This window comes from Caballeronia jiangsuensis (genome assembly GCF_046030135.1).
Classification (GTDB): domain Bacteria; phylum Pseudomonadota; class Gammaproteobacteria; order Burkholderiales; family Burkholderiaceae; genus Caballeronia; species Caballeronia jiangsuensis.
Genome location: NZ_JAQQDB010000002.1, coordinates 96,591 through 120,668, shown reverse-complemented (window position 1 = coordinate 120,668; position 24,078 = coordinate 96,591). Strand labels below are relative to the sequence as shown.

The following is a 24,078-nucleotide window of genomic DNA, read 5'->3' as shown; positions in this document are numbered from 1 at the left end:
AATGTATGAGCGTTTTAGATTGTTTCAGTGAAGATAGTCGCGGCCACTACATGCGGTCTGTTGACGCGGTTCAGAAGAAATCGTGGCAAGTGGCAATGGCGCACGTCGACTTGTGCGTCGCACAGTGCATCGGTATCGAGGAGCGCGGCCTCGCACTACTGCTTAAAGGGATGATCGCGCACGAGTTGAAGCGCGACGGAGAAGCCAAGACATGTTTTGAGGAACTCACGCACATCCTCCCCAGTCCTGAGTCTTATATGGCCCTGTCTTTCGCACTCTTAAGCTGCGGCGAATTCGAACGCGCCGCAACGGAGGCGCGCGCGGGGTTTGCTTTGTCCACCGAAGAAACGACGCCGATGACAGTATCGGCGCTGTTCGATTCTCTGGGACAAGCGCTGCGGCACACTCAAGACTACGAAGAAGCGGCGGAAGCGTTTCGGAACGTGATCAGCATGACGCCCGATCATGGCGCCGCGCACCAACACCTCGCATGCATCCTGCGAATTCTGGATCAGGTCGACGCGGCAATCGAACATCTTGAACATGCTGTAAGGCTCGATCCAAATATTCCCGCAAGGGGCGCAGCTCTGGGCTACGGCTTGCTGGTTGCGGGTCGCTTCGAAGAAGCGTGGCCTCACTTCGAGCATCGCTGGTCACTCACGATGCTTCCGTCGGGGCAGTATATGACCTCGAAACCGGCGATACCCATTCGACAGTGGGAAGGAACGTTCGAGAATAGCAGCGGTCAGCATCTGCTCGTGACTCCCGAGCAAGGGTTAGGCGACACATTGCAGTTCTGTCGCTACCTTCCGATGGTCCTGGAGCGATTCGCCAGAGTCGGATTCGCCTGTCCTCGGCCGTTGCACCGGTTGCTCGCTCAGTCGCTGGGTACGCGCTGGTCAAATCTGGTTTTGTACGAAGAGGTACCGAAGGACTTCTGGGAGTGGGATCGGCACATCCCGCTTATGTCGATGCCCATGGCTTTCCGAACTGATCTCAAAACCATACCCGCGACGATTCCCTATTTGTCGGCGGAGCCACGCGCCACGCAGCGATTCATACCTCGTTTGAAAAAGCTCGGATGCCCATCGTTGCCCCGCATCGGACTCGTATGGGCGGGCGGACACTCGGAGCTGGCTTACGATCAATGGAGAAGCATTCCCCCGGACCAACTGAGTCCACTCATCGACTGGCCTCATGCGTGCTGGGTGAGCCTGCAAAAGCCGGAGAACGACGAGAAGCGCCTCAAGCCTGAGCAACGCGCAAAGGTCATCGACTGGATGGACGAAATGAAGGACTTTGCCGACACGGCCGCGCTCATCGCAAGTCTCGATCTCGTCATCTCGGTCGACACATCCGTCGTTCATCTCGCCGCTGCGATGGGCAAGCCGGTGTGGCTGCTAAATCGCTTCGCCGGCTGCTGGCGATGGCTGCGCAACCGCGACGACAGTCCGTGGTATCCGAGCGTGCGCATCTTCACGCAGAAGGAACGCGGGAACTGGAATGAGGTTCTTGAGCGCGTTGTTAACGAGTTGGAGCGCATGCGGTGAATCGGCCTCGACGGGACGCCAGGCCGACCATCGCTGCGACGCGTGCTCCGATAATCACGTCACCGGCGCCGGATTGAACAGCACGAGCGCGTTATGCAGCTTGAGCGCCTCGGCCTTCGTCTGCTTCTTCCCGCTCGCGACATCCAGCATCAACCTGAACAACTCCCAGCCCACATCGGCGATGGTCGCTTCGCCCGTCGCGATGGTGCCCGCGTTCACGTCCATCAGATCGTGCCAGCGGCGCGCGAGATCCGAACGCGTCGCGACCTTGAGCACCGGCACTTCCGCGAGGCTATAAGGTGTGCCGCGCCCCGTCGTGAACACATGCAGATTGATGCCCGACGCCAGTTGCAGCGTGCCGCAGATGAAATCGCTCGCGGGCGTCGACGCGTAAATCAAACCCTTCTGCTTCACCTTCTCGCCCGGCGACAGCACGCCTGAAATGGCCGAGCTGCCCGACTTGACGATGGACCCCATCGCCTTCTCGACGATGTTCGACAGCCCACCCTTCTTGTTGCCCGGCGTCGTGTTCGCGCTGCGGTCCGCGCCGCCGCGCTTCAGATAATCGTCGTACCACTGCATCTCGCGAATGATCGCCTGCGCCACTTCGCCGTTCGCCGCGCGCGCCGTGAGTTGCGCGACGCCATCGCGCACTTCCGTGACTTCCGAGAACATCACCGTCCCGCCCGCGCGCACGATGAGATCGGTCGCGAAGCCGACAGCCGGATTCGCCGTCAGACCGGAGAACGCATCGCTGCCGCCGCACTGCACGCCAACGACGAGATCCGCAGCCGGACACGTCTCGCGACGGCGATTGTTCAGCCGCCTCAGATGCGTGTCGGCCATGCGCATGATCGAATCGATCATCGAGCCGAAGCCGACGTGCGCCTCGTCCTGCAGCACGACCGCGCCGCCGTTGTCGTCATGCGTGTTGTCGCCGATATCGGCCACGTCTTCAATCTGCGCCGATGCAGCCGCGATCGGAATGGTGCCCGGCGGCATCAGGCGCTCGGGCTGCAGTTTCTCGCAGCCGAGACTCACCATCATCACTTCGCCGCCGAAGTTCGGGTTCAGCGCGATGTTGCGCACGGTGCGGATCGGCACCATCGCGTCGGGGGCGTCGATCGCCACGCCGCAACCGTAGGTATGGCCGAGGCTCACGACATCATCGACATTCGGATATTGCGGCAGCAATTCGGCCTTGATGCGCGTGACCGCATGCTGCACGACATCGGCGACGCACTGCACAGTCGTCGTGATCGCGAGGATATTGCGCGTGCCGACCGAGCCGTCCGCGTTGCGATAACCCTCGAACGTGAAGCCTTCCAGTGGCGACTCGTCGGGCGCCTTGATCGTCGCGATAGGCAGGTCGTGCAGTTCGGGCGACGCCGGCATGCGCGTCACGTGCTCGTTCACCCAGCTTCCCTTCGGCAGCGCTTTGGTCGCGTAGCCGATCACCACGTTGTAGCGCATCACCGCGTCGCCTTCCGCGAGATCCTTCAGCGCGACCTTGTGGCCCTGCGGCACGCGCTCGCGCAGCACGAGGCCATCGGAGAAAGTGGCGCCTTCGCCGAGCCCGCCGTCATTGACGACGATCGCGACGTTGTCGTCCGGGTGGACGCGAATATAAAGAGGGGACTGGTTCATTCTGACGAATCCTTGAGCGTACGCACCGCGTAGCTGTGGCTGGAGTTATGTCATCCTACAACATAGCCGTTCACATTTGGCTAGTATTTACCCGTATCCGTTGATTCTACTGGCTTAAAACAGTTGTCCGATGTCATCTCATGTTGTACGATGACCTATAAGCTCGGCAATCGCCGGTCGCTGACCAACGAGACACTCACATCATGACGACACCGCAAGAACTGAAGCAAATCGTTTCCGAAGGCCTGCTCTCCTTCCCCGTGACGGACTTCGACCAGCAAGGCAACTTCCGCGCGGACACCTACGCGGAACGCCTCGAATGGCTCGCTCCGTACGGTGCTTCAGCCTTGTTCGTCGCGGGCGGCACGGGCGAGTTCTTCTCGCTGACGCAACCCGAATATTCGCAGATCGTGAAGACGGCCACCGAAGTGTGCCGCGGCAAGGTGCCGATCCTCGCGGGCGCGGGCGGCCCGACCCGCACGGCCATCGCGTTCGCGCAGGAAGCCGAGAAGCAAGGCGCGCAAGGCGTGCTGCTGATGCCGCACTATCTGACCGAAGCGTCGCAGGACGGCATCCGCGCGCACGCCGAGGAAGTGTGCAAGGCCGTGCCGAACATGGGCGTGATCATCTATAACCGCGCGAACTCGAAGCTCAACGCCGACATGCTGGAGCAACTGGCGGATAGCTGCCCGAACCTGATCGGCTTCAAGGACGGCGTCGGCGAAATCGAGAACATGGTGACGATCCGCCGCCGTCTCGGCGAGCGTTTCTCGTACCTCGGCGGCCTGCCGACGGCCGAAGTCTACGCAGCCGCCTACAAGGCGCTGGGCGTGCCGGTGTACTCGTCGGCGGTGTTCAACTTCATCCCGAAGACGGCGATGGAGTTCTACCGCGCGATCGCCGCCGAAGACCACGCGACCACCGGCCGTCTGATCGACGATTTCTTCCTGCCGTACCTGAAGATCCGCAACCGCAAGGCGGGTTATGCCGTGTCGATCGTCAAGGCGGGCGCGAAGCTCGTCGGCCACGACGCGGGTCCGGTGCGCGCGCCGCTGACCGATCTGACCGAAGAAGAGCTCGAACAGCTCGACGCGCTGATCAAGAAGCTCGGCGCGCAGTAAGCGGCATGCAGGAGACACGCGAAGCGCGGAAACCGCTTCGCACATGAGGGCCGCACACGCGGCCCTCCGTGCATCGGCACGATCGAAATGAAGGGGAAGTCCATGTCGCTGAGCCGCACCGCGAATCCCGCGGACGTCATGAAGCGCACCCGCGTGCGCTATCTCATTCTGTTGCTGATCTTCGTGATCACGACGTTCAACTACGCGGACCGCGCGACGCTGTCCGTGACCGGCTCGGCGATGCGCGCCGAATTCGGTTTCGATGCGATCCGCATGGGTTACATCTTCTCGGCCTTCAGTTGGGCGTATGTACTCTCGCAAATGCCCGCGGGCTGGCTGCTCGATCGCTTCGGCGCGCGGCGCGTGTACGCGGCGAGCATCTTCCTGTGGTCGCTCTTCACCTTGCTGCAAAGCTCCATCGGCCTGCTCGGCAGCGCGGCGACCGCCGTGACGGCGCTGTTCGTGCTGCGTTTCGCGATGGGCGCGGCGGAAGCGCCCGCGTTCCCGGCCAATGCGAAGGTCGTCGCGAGCTGGTTCCCGACGAAGGAACGCGGCACGGCATCGGCGATCTTCAACTCCGCGCAGTATTTCGCGGCGGTCATCTTCACGCCGCTGATGGCGTGGCTCACGCACGCGTTCGGCTGGCATCAGGTGTATATCGTGATGGGCATCGCGGGTCTGGTGCTCGCGCTCACGTGGCTCTCCGTGATGAAGAACCCGGCGGACCATCCGCGCGTGAACAGGCAGGAACTGGAGTACATCGAGGAAGGCGGCGGTCTCGTGCGCGGCCATCAGCGCGCGGGCGGCGCATCGACGGCGGCATCGAACAGCGTGGGCTGGCCGGTCGTGAAGCAGTTGCTCACGAACCGCATGCTGCTCGGCGTGTATCTCGCGCAGTACTGCATCAACGTGCTCACGTACTTCTTCCTGACGTGGTTCCCGATCTATCTCGTGCAGGCGCGCCACATGACGATCCTGCAGGCGGGCTTCGTCGCCTCGCTGCCGGCCATCTGCGGCTTCACGGGCGGCGTGCTCGGCGGCGTCATCTCCGATGGCCTCATCCGGCGCGGATGCTCGCTCACGCTAGCTCGCAAGGCGCCGATCGTCGGCGGCATGCTGCTGTCGTCGTGCATCATCGGCTGCAATTACGTCGATACGGACTGGGTCGTGGTCGCGTTGATGTCGCTCGCGTTCTTCGGCAAGGGCATCGGCGCGCTGGGCTGGGCGGTGGTCGCGGATACGTCGCCGAAGGAAGCCATCGGGCTTTCGGGATCGATCTTCAATATGTTCGGCAATGTCGCGGGCATCGTGACGCCGATCGTGATCGGCTATCTCGTCGCGCAGTCGGGTTCGTTCAACGGCGCGCTGGCGTTCGTCGGCATCAATGCGCTGATCACGGTGTTCAGTTATCTCGTGATCGTGAAGGACATCAAGCGCGTCGAGTTGCGCGTCTGATTCGCGTGACGGCCCGCTCCGTCGATGACGGAACGGGCCTGATTTTTACTTCGCCTGAACCACGTCGATACGCAGCGCTTCGCCGCCATCGGCGACCGCGAGCAGGCGATCGACATTCGGATGCGCGCCCGGACGATTGCGCGCATCGGCGGTATGTTCGGCGAACACCGCGAGACCGTGCTCCGCGGCCTTCGCGTCGAGCGTGCCGAACGTCTGCTTCAGATAGTTGTAGACCGCGAGCGAGCCCTGCTTGCCCGGCTTGTTTTCGATGCTCGCGGCCACTTCGCCCTTGCCGTCGACCAGATCGATACGCTCGATGCCATCGATGGCGGGCATCTGGGCCAGGTTGTCCTTGAATACGCTGCTCGGCTGGATCACGGAAAGCACTCCACGTTGTGAATTGATGATGCGGGGCGCAGTATCTTAGCCGATCGGTCGCAGTCGTCGTCAGTCGGGAATCTCGGGCTCGACGAGCCTTGCCAGTTGCACCAGCGACTCCTGCCAGCCGAGATAGCACATCTCCACCGGAATGACTTCGGGCACGCCCTCCTGCACGATGCTCAGTTCCGTTCCGCACGACACCTGCCGCAACGAGACGGTGACCTGCATCTCTCCGGGCAGATTCGGGTCGTCGAAGCGGTCCGTGTAGCGGATCTTTTCGAAGGGCACCAGTTCGAGATACTCGCCGCCGAACGAATGAGCGTTGCCCGTGCCGAAATTGCGGAACGACATCTTGTGGGTTCCGCCCTGACGTGCATCCATATGATGGACCTGACAGGTGAAGCCATAAGGCGGAAGCCACCTTGCGATCGCATCGGGTTCCAGGAACGCGCGATAGAGGCGTTCGGGCGTCGAGCGCAAGACACGGTGAAGTCGGATGGTGCCGGTAGTCATGTTGGGTTCTCCTTTGACCTGGGAAACTGGACACATCTCTACGACGATGCATCGCAGTGTTAATCGACACGCGCGGGCATCGGGGAAAACCCTCGATGCCTGTCGTCGCGCGGAATGATACTTGCTCGCGGATCACATCTTCCGCTCCGGCGGACTGCCCGCACAAGGAGATATATCCCATGCCCATCATCGATCGCCGTGGCTTTCTCGTGACGAGCGCCGCGGGTGCATTCGCGTCGGCGGCGGCCGGCAACGCGGCGTTTGCGCAGGCGAGCAACGCCGCCGCCTCGCCCGCATCATCCGGCGGCGGCGCGAATGCGCGGCCACCCAGAGTCACGCGCATCCTCGCGGAGTTCATCGTCAAAACCGGTTATCGGGACCTGCCCGCGCCGGTGCGCAAGGAAGGCGTGCGGACCTTGATGAACTGGGTCGGCGTCGCTGTCGGCGGATCGCATGACGAAACCGTGAATCGCGCGGTCGCCGCGCTCACGCCGTTCTCCGGGCCGCCGCAGGCGAATCTGCTGGGCCGCACCGAGCGCTTCGACATCATGAACGCGGCGTTCATCAACGGCGTGAGCAGTCATATCTTCGACTACGACGACACGCATCTGAAGACCATCATCCATCCGGCGGGGCCGGTCGCATCGGCGATTCTGGCGTACTCGCAATATCGCCCGGTCACGGGAAAGGACTTTCTGAACGCGCTCGTGCTGGGCGTCGAAACGGAACTGCGCATCGGCAACGCGGTGTATCCGAATCATTACGATGTCGGCTGGCATATCACCGGCACATGCGGCGTGTTCGGCTCCGCTGCGGCGACGGGCAAACTGATGGGACTGAGCGTCGAACAGATGGTGTGGGCGCTCGGCCTCGCCGCGTCGCAGCCGGTGGGCCTGCGCGAGTCCTTCGGTTCGATGAACAAGAGCTTCAATCCGGGGCGCGCCGCCGCGAACGGCATCTTCGCGGCGCTGCTCGCGGCCCAGAACTACACGAGCTCGGACGGCATGATCGAAGCGAAACGCGGCTGGGCCAACACCATCAGCACGAAGCAGGACTACCGCGAGATCACAGACTCTCTCGGCTCGCACTGGGAATCGACGCTGAACACGTACAAGCCCTTCGCGTGCGGCATCGTCATTCATCCTTCGATCGATGCTGCGATCCAGCTACGCAATCAGGAGCATCTGAGCGCCGATCAGATCGAGCGCATCGATCTTCGCGTGCATCCGCTCGTCATCGAGTTGACGGGCAAGAAGACGCCGCAGATCGGGCTCGAAGGCAAATTCAGCATCTATCACGCGGTGGCGATCGCCATCATCGACGGCGCCGCCGGCGAGAAGCAGTTCAGCGACGCCAAAATCCGCGACCCGAAGACCGTCGAGCTGCGCGACAAGGTGAATGCGATCGTCGATCCGAACATCAAGCCGGAACAGGTCGACATGACCATCACGTTGAAGGACGGGCGCAAGCTGCATAAATACATCGAGCACGCGATCGGCAGCACGCAGGTGCCGATGACCGATCAGCAGCTCGAAACGAAGTTCTCGGATCTGGCGGACGGCATCCTCACGCAGCAGCAGACGCGCGCGCTGATCGACACGTGCTGGCATGTCGAGCAACTGGACAGCGCGAGCGAGATCGCAACGGCCGCGCTGCCGAATCGCTGATTCATACGCTCCGGCTACAGCGGCCGGTAAGCCGGCGCATACGCGGCCGACTTGATATGCGCGGCGAGATCGGCGGGCCGCTCGACCCGCGCGAAGCCATGATCGAAGATGTACGCCGCCACCGAAGCGGCGACATGCATCGACGCCTCCAGGATGCGGCTTTGCGGCGGATAGATGAGGCCCTTGTCGAGGCTCTCGTCGCTGACCTGCTCGGCCACCGCCTTCGCCGCGACGATGAACATGTCCTCCGTCACGCGCGTGGCCTCCGTGGCGAAGACCGCCATGCCCATGGCGGGAAAGATATAGACGTTGTTGCCCTGCCCCGGCACGAACTGCTGGCCTTCTATCTGCACGGGTTCGAACGGGCTGCCGCTCGCGAAGATCGCGCGGCCGTTGGACCATCGGTACGCCTCTTCCGCCGTGCATTCGGAACGCGACGTCGGATTGGAATAGGGAAAGATGATCGGGCGCTCGTTGATTTCGCTCATCGCTTCGATCACCGCCTGACTGAAGAGCTTCGGCACCGTGCTCACGCCGATGATGCCCGTCGGCTTCAGCGTCCGGACCGCATCGACGAAGCTGTCGATCGGCGCGTGATCGATCGCGAAGACCTTCTGAAAATCGGCGAGATCGGTGCGTGACTGCACCATCAGCCCGTTGATGTCGAAGAGACTGTTGCGCTTGCGAGCCGAGTCGATATCCAGACCCTCCAGCGCCATGGCCGCGCTGATCAGTTCGGCGATACCCGTCGCCGCCGATCCTCCGCCGAGAAACAGAAAGCGCTGGTCGGTCAGCTTCTGCTTCGAGATGCGCAGCGCGCCGTAGATGCCCGCGAGCGCCACGGCGGCGGTGCCCTGAATATCGTCGTTATAGGTGCACACCTTGTCCTTGAAGCGCGCGAGCAGAGGCACCGCATTGAAGTTGGCGAAGTCTTCCCACTGGATGCAGCACTTCGGATAGAGCGCCTGCACCGCCTCCACGAACTCATCGACGAAAGCGGTGTAGCCCTCGCCGCGCACGCGTTCGTGCCGCAGGCCGAGATAGAGCGGATCGTCGAGCAGGGATGCGTTGTTCGTGCCGACATCCAGCGTGACGGGCAGGCACACCGATGGCGGCACGCCCGCGCAGGCGGTGTACAGCGCGAGCTTGCCGATAGGAATGCCCATGCCGCCGACGCCGAGATCGCCCAGTCCGAGAATGCGCTCGCCGTCCGTCACGACGATGAACCGGACATCCTGTTCCGGCCAGTTGCGCAACAATTCCTTCACGCGGCCGCGCGCGTCGATCGGAACATAAAGGCCGCGCGTGGCCCTGAACACATGATCGAACTTCTGGCACGCTTCGCCGACCGTCGGCGTATAGACGATCGGCATGAAGGCCGCCGGGTCGGACATGAGCAGCGCATAGAAGAGCGTCTCGTTGCGCGCCTGCAGGTCGGACAGGAACAGGTATCGTTGCAGGTCGTTGTCGAGATTCGACAGTTGCGCATGCGTGCGCGCGATCTGAATCTCCAGCGAAGTCACGCCGGGCGGCAGCAATCCTTCGAGGCGGTATTTCCGGCGCTCCTCCTGCGAGAAAGCGGAACCCTGATTGAGCCGGGGATTGTGCAGAATATCGTAGCCAAAAGCCTGCGTGGACATGATCGTTTCCTTCTTGACGTGAGCTGGGAATGCCACGAAAACGTCGGGGGAGATGCATCGCTAAGCATAGTCGTTCGCGCCGATACCGCAACACGATCCCGGATCAGGGACGTATCGATGATCCGTCGGAAGAAACGGCATGACCGGGAGATCTCGATGATGATTCCGTCCGCACGTTATGCGCTCGCGTTCGTCGTGAACGTGGCATTGCCGGCGCTCGCCTACCGGATCACGATCGGCCGTTACGGCGTGGTGGACGCGCTCATCGCCTCGGCCGCGCCGCTCGTCGTGTGGATGATCATCGATGTCGTGCGCTACCGGCACTTCGATGCGCTGAGCGCTCTGGTGCTGGCGGGGGTCGCCATGTCGCTGATGGTGCTGCTGTCCGGCGCGTCGCGCTGGATGGGCGAAGCGCGCGACCCCGCCGTGAGCGGGATCATCGGCGTGCTGTTTCTGCTTTCGCTCTTTCTGGAGCGGCCGCTCGTGTTCTATCTGGCGCGCTCGACGATGTCGCGCGAAAAGCAGGGCGGCGAGGCGGAATTCGACGCGCGATGGCAATCGCGCCCGGCGCTCGCCAGATCCATCCGGCTGATGACCGTCGTGTGGGGCATCGGGCTCGTCGGGGAGAATCTGGCCCGTCTGTGGATCACGCTCGCGCTGACCGAGCCGGATGCGGGCCGGCTCTCCACGTGGGTCCGGTACGTCATGTATGGCGGACTGACGGTCTGGACGATCATCTACCGCCGCATATACATCAAACGTCAGCAGCAGTAGACGCCCGCGTATCAGTACGCTTCAGAACACGAGCATGAATATCGCCAGTTCGATGATATAGAGCGCGAGCATGGTGCAGGCGCCGAGCGCTTCGCGACGCCAGCGCCGCACAGGCGAAGGGCGCAGCCACCAGCCCATGCAAAGGACTGCGATCTTCATGAGCGGCCAGGACACGAGCGACACGCTGATCGCATTGGCGATGAACGTGGCGATCGCCACATGCCGCCCCGCGAGCAACGGGCTCAGGAACTTGATTTCGAGCATCACGACGGGAAACAGCACGAGCAGCACGAGCGCCGACTGTTTCCAGGCCGCCGGCGACCGTTTTCCCGTCTCCGGAAACCAGCCGGCAAAAGGGCTTTCCATCCGGTAGCTTTTCCACCTGGCGATATGCGGTTCGACCTGTTCGAGCAACTGCTTGCGCGCGGGACAGCCGAGCCATGCATCGAGTTGCGCGGGCGTGGAGAAGCGCACGAGCGTCGTCCAGTACTGCATCTCGTCCGATACCGGCGCCTGAACCAGCGTTCCCATGTAGCCGGGGAAGTTCGACTGGTTCGCCTGGATGGTTTCCGCCCACGCCCGAAAAACCCCTTCCTTGCCCGGTTCCACGACGGTCATGATGACTTCAGTGACGCAGGAGAGCGGATCGAGCGAGTGCACGGTTTCGTCGTCGAATGCGGCGGCCGCGGGATCGCGCATCGGTGCGAGTTCGGCGAACAGATGCGCGCGCAGCACGGACGTGCGCCAGCCTTCGAGCGCCTCGGGCGAGCGGAATCGCTGGATGATCCGCCAGTCGTATGAACCCGCGAAGGCAGGCGCGATGTCGAGCGCGAGAAATCCCGCTGCCTTCGTGGCCGTATGCGTGAAGCGGGATTGCCAGGCGGCGAACGGTTCTTCCATGCCCGCGCGCAACGTGATGTTCGTCGTGATCGCGGTCGCCGGCGGGCGGGTCGAATCGTTCATCGCGTTTTTTTCCACCGAAGGTGATGACTTGTTCGAACGCATGTGCCGCTTTCAATTCGTTAGCGCGGGATGTTTCGACCACGCGATGCGGCGCTGTTTTCCGACTCGCCCGGGCGGTCCTGACCGAAGGCGCTGGTGACGTTATCCGACGGTCGGGTGAATTGCAAGCATCGCCGGCGCGGTAACTACCCATTCAAGTTCCCCCTGTTTCTGCCGAAATAATCACGGAGGAATCGTCATTCGATGAAGCCTGCATCGACGTAAAACATCGCCCCTGCCCGCTCGTTCACTGCTCATGTCACTCTCCATCCGGCAGAACTTTCTAGCGAATCTCTTTCGCGGAACCAGCGGGCGCGATCCGCACATGCCTCGTCCGATACCGGCTCCCGCTCCGTCGACGAGCACGCTGCGCGCGTTCGCCGATCCCGTCGTGCTCGGCATACTCTGCTATCTGCTCGCGCGGCCCGTCGCGCATCTGGAAAGCGCGGGCACGCTCGCCGCGATCGCGTGGCCCGCGCCCGCCATCGCCATCGCGATACTCTGGCCGATGGCTCCGCGACGCTGGCCCATCCATCTGCTTGCGGTGTTCATCGCGATCGCTGCGACGGGCGATTTCAGCAGCACGTCATGGCGCAGCGATCTCGGCTTCTGCGTGCTGAACGTGCTCGAAGTGGCGCTGTGCGCGTGGCTCGGCCGGCGTTATGTCGATGCCGGCGGCACGATCGTCACCACCACGAGCCTGATGCGCTTCCTGCTGCTGCTTCCGCTCGCGGGCATCGGCGTCACGTCGATGCTCGGCGCGACCCTCGCCAGCGACCTCGGTCACGACGGCTGGTGGCGCGAATGGCGCACGCTCTTCGTCGGCAACGGCGTCGCGGTGCTGGTGCTCGTGCCGGCGGTGCTCGCGTGGCGCGCGCGCTCGCCGGCGGGCGCGGGCAACGCGCGACATGCCGAGCCGCTCTTCGCGCTCGCGTGCAGCGTCGCGGTCGTCGCGTTGCTGCTCGGCGCGGCGGCGCTGCATGTGTCGGAACAGGTGCAGCGCGCGGTCGTCTCGCTGCTGCTCGCCGGCACCGCCCTCTACGGCGGACTGGCCGCCGCCGCGACGACGCTCGGCACGGCCGCGGTGCTCGGCGTCGGACTGACGTTGATGAAGCTCGGCCCGTATCACTACGAGAACGCCGAAAGCGCGTGGAATCTCCAAATCGACATGGCCGGGCTCGCGATTCTGACGTTCTTCGTGGCCGTCACCGTGCGCGAACGCAGGCAGCTCGCGCTTCGGCTGGAGCGCGGACGACGGATGGAATCGCTCGGGCTGCTCGCGGGCGGCGTCGCGCACGACTTCAAGAACATCCTCGCGGCCGTCGACGGTTACGCGGAAATCGCCCGCGACCGTCTCGCCCACGACTCCGCCGCGCGCAAGCCGCTGCGCGAGGTGCAGGCCGCATCGGCACGCGGCTACGAACTCACCGAGGAAATCCTGCTGGCGGCGCGGCGCGGGGATCGCGTGCGCGAATCGCTCGATCTGATGACGATCGTGCGGGAAAGCGTCACGCTTGCGCGGCCGCTGTGCCGCAATGGCGTCGTCATCGAGTTCGAGGGCGCCGATTCGCGCCTGTTCGTCGCGGCGCACGGCGGCCAGCTCGTGCGAGCCGTGCTGAACCTCGCGAGCAACGCCAGCCTCGCGGCGCGCTCGCGCGTGGTGCTGCGCGTCGGCAGCGCACTCGCGATGGACGAGCCGCTCGCCATCGGCGATGCGCCGCCGGGGGCCATCGCGTGGGTGGACGTCGCAGACGACGGCCCCGGCATTCCCGCCGAACATCTCCAGCATCTCTTCGAACCGTTCTTTTCGGTGCGCGCGAAAGGCGGCGGCTCGGGCCTCGGCCTCGCGATCGTCGCGGGCGTCGCGTGCGAGCATCAGGGCGGCGTCGCCATCGCGACGGGACCGGACGGCACGCGCTTTCGGCTCGTGCTGCCGTTGTTGACGAAGGCGCCCGTGCCCTCGTCCCCGCACGAACGTCACGAAACCCCCGAACCGCTCGGCAATGGCGAACGCGTCATGCTGATCGACGCCGATCCCGCCTCGCGCGAACGCTGCGAGGACTGGCTTGCTGAAATGGGCTTCGAGCCGATCGGTTACGCCGACGCGCAGGAAGCGCGCGACGCAGACGCCCACGCCGACGACGAGCTCGCGCTCGTGATCGCCGCCGCCGACAGCCTGCCCGCGAACGACATCGGATTCGCCGCGCGTGTCGTCGTCCTGAGCCGGCCCATCGACCGCGAGTCGCTCGCACGCGCCGCCGCATCAGCCCTGAAGGACTTCTCATGACCCTGCAGCCGCAACACAGCATCCTCGTCGTCGATGACGATCATTCGATGCGTATCCTGCTGATCGAATATCTCTCCGGACACGGCTACAAGGCCGATGGCGCCGCGAGCGCGCAGGAGGCGATCGGCATGTACGCCGCGAAGCGCTACGACCTCGTGCTGCTCGATCTCGGCCTGCCCGATGGCGACGGCACCGACCTCGCGCGCCGCTGGCGCGAGCAGATGCAAACGCAGGGGCAAGTGCCGATCATGTACATCACGGGCCGCAAGGACGAAGCCGATCTCGTGATGGGCCTCGAACTCGGCGCGGATGACTACATCGTGAAACCGTTCTCGCTGCGCGAAGTGCTCGCACGTATGCGCGCGGTGATGCGCCGCGCGGGCGCGACGACCGCCGCGCCGCTCACGCGCGGCAAGCTGCCGAACGCGTATCGCTTCGCGGGCTGGACGCTGAATCTGAACACGCGCCGCCTGAGCGCCTCGGATCAATCGACGGTGCCGCTCACCAATTCCGAGTTCAATCTGCTGGTCACGTTTCTGAACGCGCCGGGCCGCATCATCACGCGCGAAAAGCTGCTCGAAAGCACGCGCGCCTTCGATGACATCTATGATCGCGCCATCGATGTGCAGATTCTGCGGCTGCGGCGCAAGATCGAGACCGATCCGAAGAAGCCGGCGCTGTTGCGCACCGAGCGCGGCGCGGGCTATATCTTCGATACCGATATCGAACATCTGTGGACCTGAACGCGTCCCTTCACTCTCATCAGCCTGCAATGAACGCCGTGACCGACTTCAAGAGCCTTGGCTTGCAACCCATCAGCGACGCGCAGCCCTGCGGCGTCGACGTGCGCGACGATCCGGACTTCGATCTGCTGCAAAACGAAATCGCCAAACTGACCAATCCGGCCGCGAGCGGCGCGCCGGACTGGGAGCAGGTGGTGAAGCTGTCGTCGGGGCTGCTGGCGGGCAAGGGCAAGGACATTCTCGTCGCGAGCTATCTGACGGTCGCGCTTCTGATCACGCGCGGATTGCCCGGTCTGAACGACGGCGCGCAGATGCTCGAAGGACTGCTCGCCACGCATTGGGAGCAGCTCTATCCGCCGGTCGCGCGGCTGCGCGCGCGGCGTAACGCGATTCAATGGCTGATCGACCGCGTACGCGCGCATGGCGAGGAGCATGACTGGTCAAGCTGGCCGCCGCAGGATGCCGCGCTCGTCGATGCTCTGCGCGCGGCGCTCACGGGCATCGACAGCGTGCTCGCCGACAAGGACGCCGACGCGCCTTCGATGCAGCCGCTGCGGGCGCTGCTCGGCACCGTGCAGGTCGCCGAGCCGGAGCCTGTGGCTGTCGTCGAGCCTGTGGTCGAGCCGGAGCCTGTCGTTGCGGCTTCTGCTTCTGCTCCCGCTCCTGCGCCCCGGCCAGCGCCCGCTGCCGCGCCCGCGATCCAAGCCGATCCGCTCGCGCCGCTCGCCGTCGATTCATCCGACAGCGCCGTCCACGCCACCGACGAAACGCTCGAGCGGCTCGCGGCCATCGGCAACTGGTATGCGCAGAACGAGCCGTCGAGCGCGCTCGGCTTCAGGTTGCGGCGCGTGGGCGTGTGGGCCGGCGTCGAGCACGCGCCGAACGCCCAGGGCTCGGAGACGCGGCTTCCCGGCCCGATCGCGCCGTTGCAGGATGCTCTGCGCAATCTGCAGTCGCGTGCGGCGCACATGGATATCGTCGGTTTTGCGGAAACGCAGGTGCTGACCTATCCGTTCTGGCTCGATCTGAACCATGCCGCCGCGATGGCCCTCGCCCAGCTCGGCGATGCGTGGAGTGCCGCGCGCCGCGAAGTCTGCAACGAGACCGCGAAATTCGTCTCGCGGATGGAAGGCATCGAGCGTCTGAAATTCGCCAACGGCGTGCCGTTCGCAAACGCCGACACGGTGCAATGGCTCGGCTCGCTGGCGTCGTCAGGTGGCGATGCGGGCGCGGCCGCCGCGCCGGATCCGCTCGTCGCGGTGCTCTCGCGTGCGCGTGCGCTCGCCGCGGACAATGATCTCGGCGCCGCCGCGCAATGTCTGCAGGACGCCATCGACAAAACCGCCGCGGTCGGCACGCGCCTGCGTCTGCGCACGGCCTTGTGCGATCTGCTGCTGGAGCATCGTCCGGGCGCGCGCCTCGATGCATTCGCGCGCGCGCTCGTGGCGGAAGTGGATCGATACGGCGTCGCGTCGTGGGATCCGGAACTCACCGCCGACGCATTGCGCGCCGCCTTCGCGATCCTGAGCCGCAACGATCAGAACGAAGCGGAGACGGCGGCGCTGCTCGCGCGTATCGCACCGCTGGATGTGGCGATCGCGGTGCGGTTGATTACGTGATCCGCCCCGCGCGCCGCCCTCAAAGCCCCGTCATCATCATCGACGGCGTCTGACCGCGCCAGCACGCGCCGATCGTCGCCGGCAATCCCAGTTCCGCCAGCGTCACCGGCGTGCTCGCCACCGTCGGCACGATGGCCGGCAGCGGCGGCATGCCGGGACTCATCACCGCGAGCTGATCGACGATGTTCATCTGCTGACGCTGCGTCTGCGCGTCCTGGATCTGCTGCTTCTGTTGCGCCGTCGTCTTCTGCAAGGTCTCGTAGAGCTCGATCCTGTGCGCGGCATCGGTCACCTGATCGCCGCCCGTCACCGAGAAGCTCACCGTCAGCGACTGCACGTTGAGCGCTTTGAGCGCCGACTCGCTCGCCGGAAAATCGGCGGGCGTGAACTGACGCTGGCCGTCCGCGAAATCCTTCAGGAACGCCGCGACGCCCAGCGGCCCCGCATAGTTTCGATTCAAGGTCAGATTGCCGATCTTGATCTGCAGACGCGCATCGCCGCATTGTCCCGCCGTCCAAGCAAAGCTCGTCCTGACCGGAAAGTTGTAGTTGTTCAGCGTCTGCACGCCCGACGCGCATTGCACGGTGAGAATCGTCGCGTAGGGCTTCGCTTGCGCATCGGCGTTGACGTTGGTCGGCTGCGCCGTGAGCGTGAGCGGCACCGACAGCGCGCGGGCCGCATCGGCCTGCTGCTTCGCCGTCGCGAGCGTGCGGTCGAGCTGATCGAGCGCCTGTTGCGCGTCCAGTTGCGCCTTCTGCGCCTGAAGCTGCTGTGCCTCTTTGTCTGCGGCGCTGCGCGCGGCGGATTGCTGTTGCGCGAGCTGACGTCCGAACGCGCCATTGAGCATCGGCACGAATCCCGACGTGAACGGCACGCTGAAACCCTGCGTCTCGACGATGCCGTAGCGGCTCGCATTGCGCGTCAGAAACGGCTTGGCCGCGCCGTCCGCGAACGCCCAGACCGCGCCCTTCGCGCCGAAGAGCTGATCGATCGCGGCGCTCTTGTCGGTCGCGCCCTGCAGCGGAAACACCACGCCCGATTCCCAGCCGCGCTGCAATTCGCACGACGCCTGCTGCTCGATATACGCCGCGAGAAAATCGAACGGACCGCGAATGAGACGCCACGTCAGCATGTCTGAGCCATCGCCGGTGCCGATGAGCGTGCGCAACTGCGTGAGCGGCTGCAGCGCGTTCATCATCTCGGACGGCTGCGGCTGTGCGCTCGTCGCCAGTTGAGCGAAGTCCGCCGCGAGCTGATAGCTCTTGCCGCTGCCCGCGCTGCTGTCCATCGCGAGCTTGTTCAGTCCCGACAGATACTGCGTCAGCGCATCGACCGCGCCGAGGTTGTTGGCAACAGTCTGGCTGCCGCGTTGCGGCGCGCCCGCGAGCACGTCCTTGATCGCCGATGCCCCGACCGCGTTGATCGCGCCCGCCATCCTGACCGCCTGATTCGCCGCGCCCGTGCGGGTCGCCTGTTCGCGCAACTGCTGGAATTGCCGCGCGAGGACGATCCAGCCGGGCAGCGGCGCATCGGCGCGTTCGCCGTCGAATTCCTCGTTGAGCCGCGCGACGAGGCGGAAGTACGGGCTCGCCGGCCCGCTCACGATGCCGAGCGCTGAGCGCCAGCCCGCTTCGCCCGAATACGGCGTCGCGTTGCTCGTGAATGCCTCGACGAAGTTCTGCCACGCCATCACGCGCTGGGTGCGATACCAGTCGTCGAAAGCCGCGCGCTGCCTGTCGAATTGCGCGGGATCGACGAGCGCCGCGCGAATCTGCTTCGCGAGATCGTCGAGCGATTTGCGGCCCGCGACGGTGTACACGGCGGGCACGGTCGCGCCGGTCATGTTCGTGGCGCTCGCACCCGCGCTGGCACCGATCACGCTGCCGTTCGCCGTTTGCATGCTCGTGGTCGCGGCTTGCGCGCTGCCGCCCCAGAAATCGGCGGCACGCACGGACGCGACATCGCCGCCGTCCGGCACGAGACCGACGAGCCAGGACATCTGCGGATCGGCGGCGATGGCCTGATCGAGCAGCGCGCGTTGATCCTTCAGCCGATCGCGCAGATAGCCCGCGTCCTTCGGCGACCAGACGAGATACGAGATCGTGAGCGGATTGAGCTGCGCGTTCAGTTGCGCCGGATAGAGCGGCGAGGCGACCGGCTGCGGCATCGCTTCGAGCGTCGCGCGATCCGCGCCGTCGAGCCGCGCGCGCAACAGCGCGATCGAGCGCGCCAGATTCAGCACCTGCCGCGCCGCCTCGACCGGCTGCTCCGCCTGGCCTCCCGATGCCGCGAGCGAGGTCTGCTGGCTCTGGTCGGCCGCGGGCTGGATCGCCTGCCGATACTGCTGCACGAACACGTCATGCAGACGCGCTTCGAGCGCGGCGAGCCCCGCGCCGTTGCCGAGCAAGCCCGACATCCAGCGCCGGTCGTTCTGCGCAACTTGCGTCAGCACGTCGTTGGAATAGGTGAGCGCGGCGGCGTCGTGGAACAGGTTGCCATTGAGCGAAACCTTGTCGGGCCGCGCGCTCTGCACCAGTGCGAGCGTCTGCCTGTTGCCGGCGAAGGACACCGACAGCAGAATGCCGAACATCGCGAGCAGGAGCACCCACGCGACGACGCCCACGCTCTGCGTGACGCGCCGCCAGTGATGGACGAGCAAGGTCGGCTTCGCGGCGTTCCGATCCTGCGGCAGGATGCGGCCGAAGAAGTCGTGCAGGAACACGCCCGCCGTGTCGCCCGCATGCGACGGCGACGCCGGCAACAGCGAGCCCATCAGCGCGGACATCGCGCCGCCTTCCTGCTGGCCGCTGCTGAAGAAGATGCCGCGCAACAGCGGCCGTTCGAGATACGGGCTATCGGCGAGGCAGGTGCCGAGGAACATCGTGAGGCCGTTTCGCAACTGCGCGAGTTCGTTCGGGAACATCAGCAGTTCGGGCGACGCCTGCGCTTCGCGCGATACCAGCGCGAGACGCAGCGCCTGCAGCCGCGCGCCGATCGAATCGAACGCCCGCGCGACGAACGCGCTTTCACCCGATGCGCCCGCCACGCCCGCCTCGCTCTCTTCGGCGAGATACCCCATCGCCTGATCGAGGGCATCGGCGGGCAGCGTCTTCGCCCATTCCTCGAAGCCGTAGAGACGGTCGCACTTGGTGACCAGCACATACACCGGAAAGCGCTTGCCGAACATGCGTATCAACTGCTCGATGCGCGCCCGCACGATGCGTCCTTCATCGGCGAAGGTATCGGCGTCGGGCACCATCAGCCGGTCCGCGCTGACCGCGAGCACGAGCCCGTCGAGGCCTTCGCGCGGCCGGTAGCGTCCGAGCAGATCGAGACCGACTTCCCATTCGCGCCGATCCTGCTCGACGTCCTCCGCCTGCACGTAACGGCCCGCGCAATCGATCACGACAGCGCGATCGAAATACCACCAGTCGCAATTGGCCGTCTGGCCGATGTTCGCCTGCTGGCTGATCTTCTGGATCGGCGACGAAAGCCGCGCGCGCGTGAGCGCGGTGGTCTTGCCGGTGCCCGATTGCCCCACGACCATGAACCACGGCAGCGCGTAAAGCGGATCGCCCTTGCTGCGCAAATTCGACCGGCGCAGCGTGGCGACGGCCGTCTTCCACTTGCGCCGCAAGAGCGCTTCGGGCGACGCGGCCGGCGCTTCGACATGGATGGCGGCGCTCTGAGCCGCGAGCCGGCTGCGCGAACGCATCATCACGATCATGCGGCGCGCGAACGCGATGAAGAAGTACAGCGCGAACACGCCGACGAAGATCGCGAGCGCGACCCACAGCGGCCAGCCGAAATAGAGGACGACGCCCCAGCCGACCAGCGCCACGACGATCAGCGTCAACAGCCACAGCAATGCGATGCCCAGCGTTTTCATAGATGGATCTGCGCGAGAAGCGTATCGACGGACTGCGCGACGACGGTGTGATACACGCCATACAGCAGCGCCAGCAGGAAGAGCGGTAACAGGATGGCGGTCACCTTGCCGCGCGTGAGGCGCGTGGCGAAACGCGCGCGCGCGGTCGGCTTGCGGGCCGCGGCGTCATCGCCCGCGACGTGATAGCCGTCCGGAAACAGGAACGCGCGCGCCGATGCGCCGAGCTGTTCGGCGTCGGGCAGCAGCATCGCGAGATTGGTGCGGCGAATGTCGGTCAGCGTCTTCTGGTTGCGGTCGTACGCATAGCGCCCGCCGAAGCCGAGCGCGAGACACAGGTAGAACACTTCGCGCACCGCCAACTGTGAAGGCGTGAGTTGCGCGAGGCGCTCGTAGAACACCACGCCTGCATTGCTCACATTCGAGTAGCGACGTTGCAGCAGATGACGCTGCCACTGCGCCGCGCCGTCCCAGCGCGTGGTGAGCAGCAGTTCGTCGGCCCACGCGTTGAAGGCGAACAGCGCCTCGTCGATGTCGGCCTGCGGGAAGCCCGCGTCATGCGCGCGCAACCGCGCGGCCGCGATCGCGCCGTCGAGTTGCGCGGTCAGGCTCGCGGCATCGCCCATCGGCGAGCGCGAGAACGCGCGGACCTGCGCGAAAAGGGGGATGAGGGTATCGGCGAGCGTCATGCTATCTCCGCAGCACGACGATTTCGGCGCGCAGATCCTGCGGCGCGTCCGGCCATTGCAGCGCGATGTTCTCGTCGCGCTCGACGGCGTCCCAAAGCTCGCTCACCTGCTCGATCCGGAAGTAGTTCGACGACGCGCGGCGCGGCATGCCCTGCGGCGCGTTCGGCAGATGGATCAGCTCCAGCCCCGGCAGCGCGTGCGCGACGAGCCGCGTGACATCGGCGGCATTGGCGAGACGCGCATCGTAGAGCGCGCCGTCGACGACCTGCGCCGCCGCCTGCTCCGTGCGCAGCACGAGATAGAAGCGGTTGCGCCGGTCGAAGAACGCGCGCGGCAGATCGCCTGCGAACATGCCGTCGCGATAGTCGAGCACGGCGAGATGCTCCGGCCCGATCGCGATCTCGCCGAGCAGGAAACCGATCAGCGCCTGCGCGCGCGAGAAGCAGTTGTAGAGATCGGCGTGATCGTAGGCGGGCAGGCCCGGCGTGCCGTCCTGCGCCTCGCCGAGCATGTCGAAGCGCTCGGAAAACGCGCTCAGCTCGCCGACGAGATTGCGCAGCTCGCCGTACAGATGCCACGGATGCAGCGTCTGCGTCTGCGTCAGATGCACGAGGTTCGGCGCGGCGCGCGACAGCGTGCGCATCGCGAGCAGCAGCATCATGTAGCCGGGATCGAACTCGGCTTTCTGCAACTCGCGCGGATTCTTGAATTCCTGAAGATGATGCGCGCGGCCGACGACATCGTCGCGAATCTCGCGCACGATGCGCAGCAGCGCGTCGGAGCCGGAGAGCGCGTAGGCGGGCGGGATGAAGCGCTCCGACAGCGTCACCGTATCGCCGATGCGGGCGAGCTGCGCAATCGGAATCAGGTCGTACTGGCCGAGATTGGCGGTCTCGCCCTCGAAGAACACCTTCAGCACGTGCAGCAGCGTATGCACCGGCGCGGCCGGTCCGTTCGAATGCAGGTCGGGCACGTCGGCGGGGCGTTCGAGGCTCGCGTAGCGGGTCGGCGCGGCGGCGGCGTCATCGGGCGATGCGCACATCGTCACGTTGTTGCCTTCGGCGGCGAACTTGCGCACGCCGAGATAGACCGTCAGCGCGCGTCCCTCGCCGATCGTGCTCGCGTCGAACGAACGCGGCGCGAGCACCGCGTTGCCGGGAAACTCGACATACGTGCGATCCGGAAAGATCAGCCTGGCCGCCCGCACTTCGATGGTCTGGCTCGCGATGGCGCCCGTCGCGATATCGAGCGCGCCCGCGCCCCAGAAATGCGGCAGACCCGTCTCGACGACCGGCTTGTTGCGGAACTGCTCGTGCAGCGACGCCAGCTGAAAGTGCTGGGGCTGCATGAACATGCCCTGATGCCAGTAGATGCCCTTGTTATGGTCCATGCGATGGGTTCGATGTCTAGTTGCTGAGCTTGCGCAAGGGCGTGTCCTGCGAACTGGCCGCGCCTACGACGCCGGTCGTGGCGCCGGAGCCGTCCTGGCCCGCCGGTTTGTCGCTCAAACGGATTTCCTTGCCGCCGCCTTCGAGCTGCTGCGCGCGCTGCAGCGTCGCGGCATCCGGGCCGCCGGGCTGCACTTCGGCGTTGAGAATGCCTTGCGCGCCGAGGTTGAGGCGCACGACGAGCGGCCCCGGCAGCTTGGTATGCGTGCGGAAGATGAAGCCCGAGGTCTTCGTGACGACGGGAACGTCGAACTGGCGCGCCGCGTTGGCCACGCCGAACTGCGCGTAGCCCGCGACGAGGCCGATCGAGCGCGTGCTCTGCGCCCGGTCGAGAATCAGATACGAATGCTGGCCCGGCGCGACCACATAGCGCGAGAACTGCGAGAAGGTCTGCGGCACCTTGCCCGTCGCCATCGTTTCGGCGAGCGCGTTCGGGTCGGCGGAAAGATTGCGGAACGCCTGCGCATCGCCGGTCTCGTAGACGCCCAGCAAGAGCGTGTGCGACTGGCTGTCGTACTGGTTGAGGCCCGGATCGGCGGTGATCTCGAACATCACCGCGTCGGTCGCGTAGCTCCAGGTGACGTCGGCGAGCGGGTCTTTCGGCGGCGCGCTGCCGCATCCCGTCAGCGCGAGCACGGCCGCCGCGCATGCCAGCGACGCCATCCGCCGCATTGCGCGCCCGCGATTTTTGCCGCGCGTCGCGGCATCGTTTGTCATAACAGCCACAGCCATTGCCGGTGCCTCTTTCATGTGCCGTCGAGCATTACCCACTGCCACCCATTCTCCGGATATTGCGTCGCGCTCATGCGGCGAAAAAAGGCGGTTTTCCGGCCTTATTCGAAGCCTGCCGGGAAAACGGCGTCAGACGAGCGGCAGGATCGTCGCGCTGGCTTCGCTGTCTTCGGTGTACGGCATGAAGAGGATCGATTCGGGCGTGCCCTTTACGCGGGCGTAATAGACATCGTCCGCGCCGAGGCGGTTGCGCACCGCCCACGCCGTGAATTCGCGCTCGCCCACCTGCAGCGTCAGCCCTTCCTGCGCGAACTCCAGCACGGTTTTCTCCGGCAGCTTGCCGCGCGGGCCGACCGCCTGAAAATCGATCGTCGCGCCGCCGCCATGAACGCCGAACACGACGCCCTGCCATTCGCCCTCGCGCGGCCCGATCGCGAACCACTGACCGAGCTGCTCCTCGCCAACCACCTCAAAGCGGTGATCCTGCGGATCGCCCGCCTTCGCGAGATTCGCGCGCGCGACGATCTTCGCCGGCCATGACGGATGGTTCTCGACCAGCACGGTCGCGCCGCCGAGCAGCGCCGGCATGCTCTCGATGCCCGCCGCGCCCGACAGCACCATCGGAAAGCCGGGCCCGCGCGCCTCGCGCAGGCTCGCGGCGAACACCGACAGGCCATAGCGGATCGACGGCTTCGCAAGCGCCGCATCGTCGGCGAGGATCAGCCAGAGATCGGCGCGCGCGGCGTTCAGCGCGTCGAGGCCGGCGCGCCATGCGAGCTTCGCGGGTTCATCGACCCAGAAGTGGCCTTGCGTCGCGAGGCCGTAACGTTTCAGCAACTGCGACACGGCGGCGACGCGCGCGGCGTCCTTTTCCTTGTCGAACGCGGTGATCCAGACGGTTTTCATGATGGTTTTTTCCTCTCG

At 65.2% G+C, this 24,078-nt stretch carries 18 protein-coding genes; 8 read left to right on the top strand and 10 right to left on the bottom strand.

Translation table 11 applies throughout. The annotated features are described in order from the left end of the window. Positions 1-95 precede the first annotated feature (95 nt). Positions 96-1,550: a tetratricopeptide repeat-containing glycosyltransferase family protein gene (locus PQR08_RS02445; protein ID WP_250485562.1), complete on the top strand. Its 1,455-nt coding sequence runs from the start codon at positions 96-98 to the stop codon at positions 1,548-1,550. A gap of 54 nt (positions 1,551-1,604) precedes the next feature. On the opposite strand, the gene garD is transcribed toward PQR08_RS02445, so the two are convergent. Then, on the bottom strand, positions 1,605-3,197 hold the full coding sequence (gene garD, locus PQR08_RS02440; protein WP_250485563.1) for a galactarate dehydratase: 1,593 nt from the start codon (positions 3,195-3,197) through the stop codon (positions 1,605-1,607). Between the two features lie 203 nt (positions 3,198-3,400). On the opposite strand from garD, the gene kdgD reads away from it, so the two are divergent. Continuing rightward, positions 3,401-4,318, top strand: coding sequence for a 5-dehydro-4-deoxyglucarate dehydratase (gene kdgD / locus PQR08_RS02435; RefSeq protein WP_250485564.1), 918 nt, complete (start codon positions 3,401-3,403; stop codon positions 4,316-4,318). A 102-nt stretch (positions 4,319-4,420) separates the two neighbouring features. Continuing rightward, positions 4,421-5,773 carry an MFS transporter gene (locus tag PQR08_RS02430; protein WP_250485716.1) on the top strand — a complete coding sequence of 451 codons (1,353 nt, stop codon included), beginning with the start codon at positions 4,421-4,423 and terminating at the stop codon, positions 5,771-5,773. Positions 5,774-5,818: 45 nt separating this feature from the next. Here PQR08_RS02430 and PQR08_RS02425 read toward each other — a convergent pair whose 3' ends face one another. After that, complete coding sequence (locus PQR08_RS02425) at positions 5,819-6,151, bottom strand: DUF2322 family protein (RefSeq protein ID WP_250485565.1); 333 nt, start codon at positions 6,149-6,151, stop codon at positions 5,819-5,821. Between the two features lie 69 nt (positions 6,152-6,220). After that, positions 6,221-6,667 carry an SRPBCC family protein gene (locus PQR08_RS02420; protein WP_250485566.1) on the bottom strand — a complete coding sequence of 149 codons (447 nt, stop codon included), beginning with the start codon at positions 6,665-6,667 and terminating at the stop codon, positions 6,221-6,223. Positions 6,668-6,846: 179 nt separating this feature from the next. On the opposite strand from PQR08_RS02420, the gene PQR08_RS02415 reads away from it, so the two are divergent. Then, complete coding sequence (locus PQR08_RS02415; RefSeq protein WP_250485567.1) at positions 6,847-8,334, top strand: MmgE/PrpD family protein; 1,488 nt, start codon at positions 6,847-6,849, stop codon at positions 8,332-8,334. Between the two features lie 14 nt (positions 8,335-8,348). On the opposite strand, the gene PQR08_RS02410 is transcribed toward PQR08_RS02415, so the two are convergent. Then, positions 8,349-10,010, bottom strand: a complete 1,662-nt coding sequence (locus tag PQR08_RS02410) for an NAD-dependent malic enzyme (RefSeq protein ID WP_408161036.1) — start codon at positions 10,008-10,010, stop codon at positions 8,349-8,351. 120 nt (positions 10,011-10,130) lie between these two features. Between PQR08_RS02410 and PQR08_RS02405 the strand changes: the two genes are divergently transcribed. Beyond that, positions 10,131-10,748, top strand: a complete 618-nt coding sequence (locus PQR08_RS02405; protein ID WP_250485569.1) for a VC0807 family protein — start codon at positions 10,131-10,133, stop codon at positions 10,746-10,748. Positions 10,749-10,769: 21 nt separating this feature from the next. Here the strand turns inward: PQR08_RS02405 and PQR08_RS02400 are convergent, their stop codons facing one another. Beyond that, positions 10,770-11,711, bottom strand: coding sequence for a putative antibiotic biosynthesis monooxygenase (locus PQR08_RS02400; protein WP_250485570.1), 942 nt, complete (start codon positions 11,709-11,711; stop codon positions 10,770-10,772). A gap of 364 nt (positions 11,712-12,075) precedes the next feature. On the opposite strand from PQR08_RS02400, the gene PQR08_RS02395 reads away from it, so the two are divergent. Genes PQR08_RS02395 through tssA form a run of 3 tightly spaced genes read left to right on the top strand, consistent with a single transcriptional unit; the run spans position 12,076 to position 16,399 of the window. After that, positions 12,076-14,037 (top strand): ATP-binding protein, encoded by a 1,962-nt coding sequence (locus PQR08_RS02395; RefSeq protein ID WP_250485571.1) that lies wholly within the window; start codon positions 12,076-12,078, stop codon positions 14,035-14,037. After that, complete coding sequence (locus PQR08_RS02390) at positions 14,034-14,780, top strand: response regulator transcription factor (protein ID WP_187603971.1); 747 nt, start codon at positions 14,034-14,036, stop codon at positions 14,778-14,780. The genes PQR08_RS02395 and PQR08_RS02390 overlap by 4 nt, the downstream gene beginning before the upstream one ends. Before the next feature lie 29 nt (positions 14,781-14,809). Then, positions 14,810-16,399 carry a type VI secretion system protein TssA gene (tssA, locus tag PQR08_RS02385; RefSeq protein ID WP_408161035.1) on the top strand — a complete coding sequence of 530 codons (1,590 nt, stop codon included), beginning with the start codon at positions 14,810-14,812 and terminating at the stop codon, positions 16,397-16,399. A gap of 19 nt (positions 16,400-16,418) precedes the next feature. Here tssA and PQR08_RS02380 read toward each other — a convergent pair whose 3' ends face one another. From PQR08_RS02380 to PQR08_RS02360, 5 genes are all read right to left on the bottom strand, one after another. Next, complete coding sequence (locus tag PQR08_RS02380) at positions 16,419-20,288, bottom strand: type VI secretion protein IcmF/TssM N-terminal domain-containing protein (RefSeq protein WP_250485573.1); 3,870 nt, start codon at positions 20,286-20,288, stop codon at positions 16,419-16,421. Next, entirely contained in the window at positions 20,285-20,974 is a 690-nt protein-coding gene (locus tag PQR08_RS02375) for a DotU family type IV/VI secretion system protein (RefSeq protein WP_250485574.1), read from the bottom strand. The genes PQR08_RS02380 and PQR08_RS02375 overlap by 4 nt, the downstream gene beginning before the upstream one ends. Before the next feature lies 1 nt (position 20,975). Beyond that, the gene (gene tssK / locus PQR08_RS02370; RefSeq protein WP_250485575.1) at positions 20,976-22,364 is read right to left on the bottom strand and encodes a type VI secretion system baseplate subunit TssK; all 1,389 of its coding nucleotides are present in this window, start codon (positions 22,362-22,364) and stop codon (positions 20,976-20,978) included. 16 nt (positions 22,365-22,380) lie between these two features. Continuing rightward, positions 22,381-23,154 carry a type VI secretion lipoprotein TssJ gene (locus tag PQR08_RS02365; RefSeq protein WP_250485576.1) on the bottom strand — a complete coding sequence of 258 codons (774 nt, stop codon included), beginning with the start codon at positions 23,152-23,154 and terminating at the stop codon, positions 22,381-22,383. A gap of 129 nt (positions 23,155-23,283) precedes the next feature. After that, positions 23,284-24,060, bottom strand: coding sequence for a hypothetical protein (locus PQR08_RS02360; RefSeq protein WP_250485577.1), 777 nt, complete (start codon positions 24,058-24,060; stop codon positions 23,284-23,286). Positions 24,061-24,078: the final 18 nt, after the last annotated feature.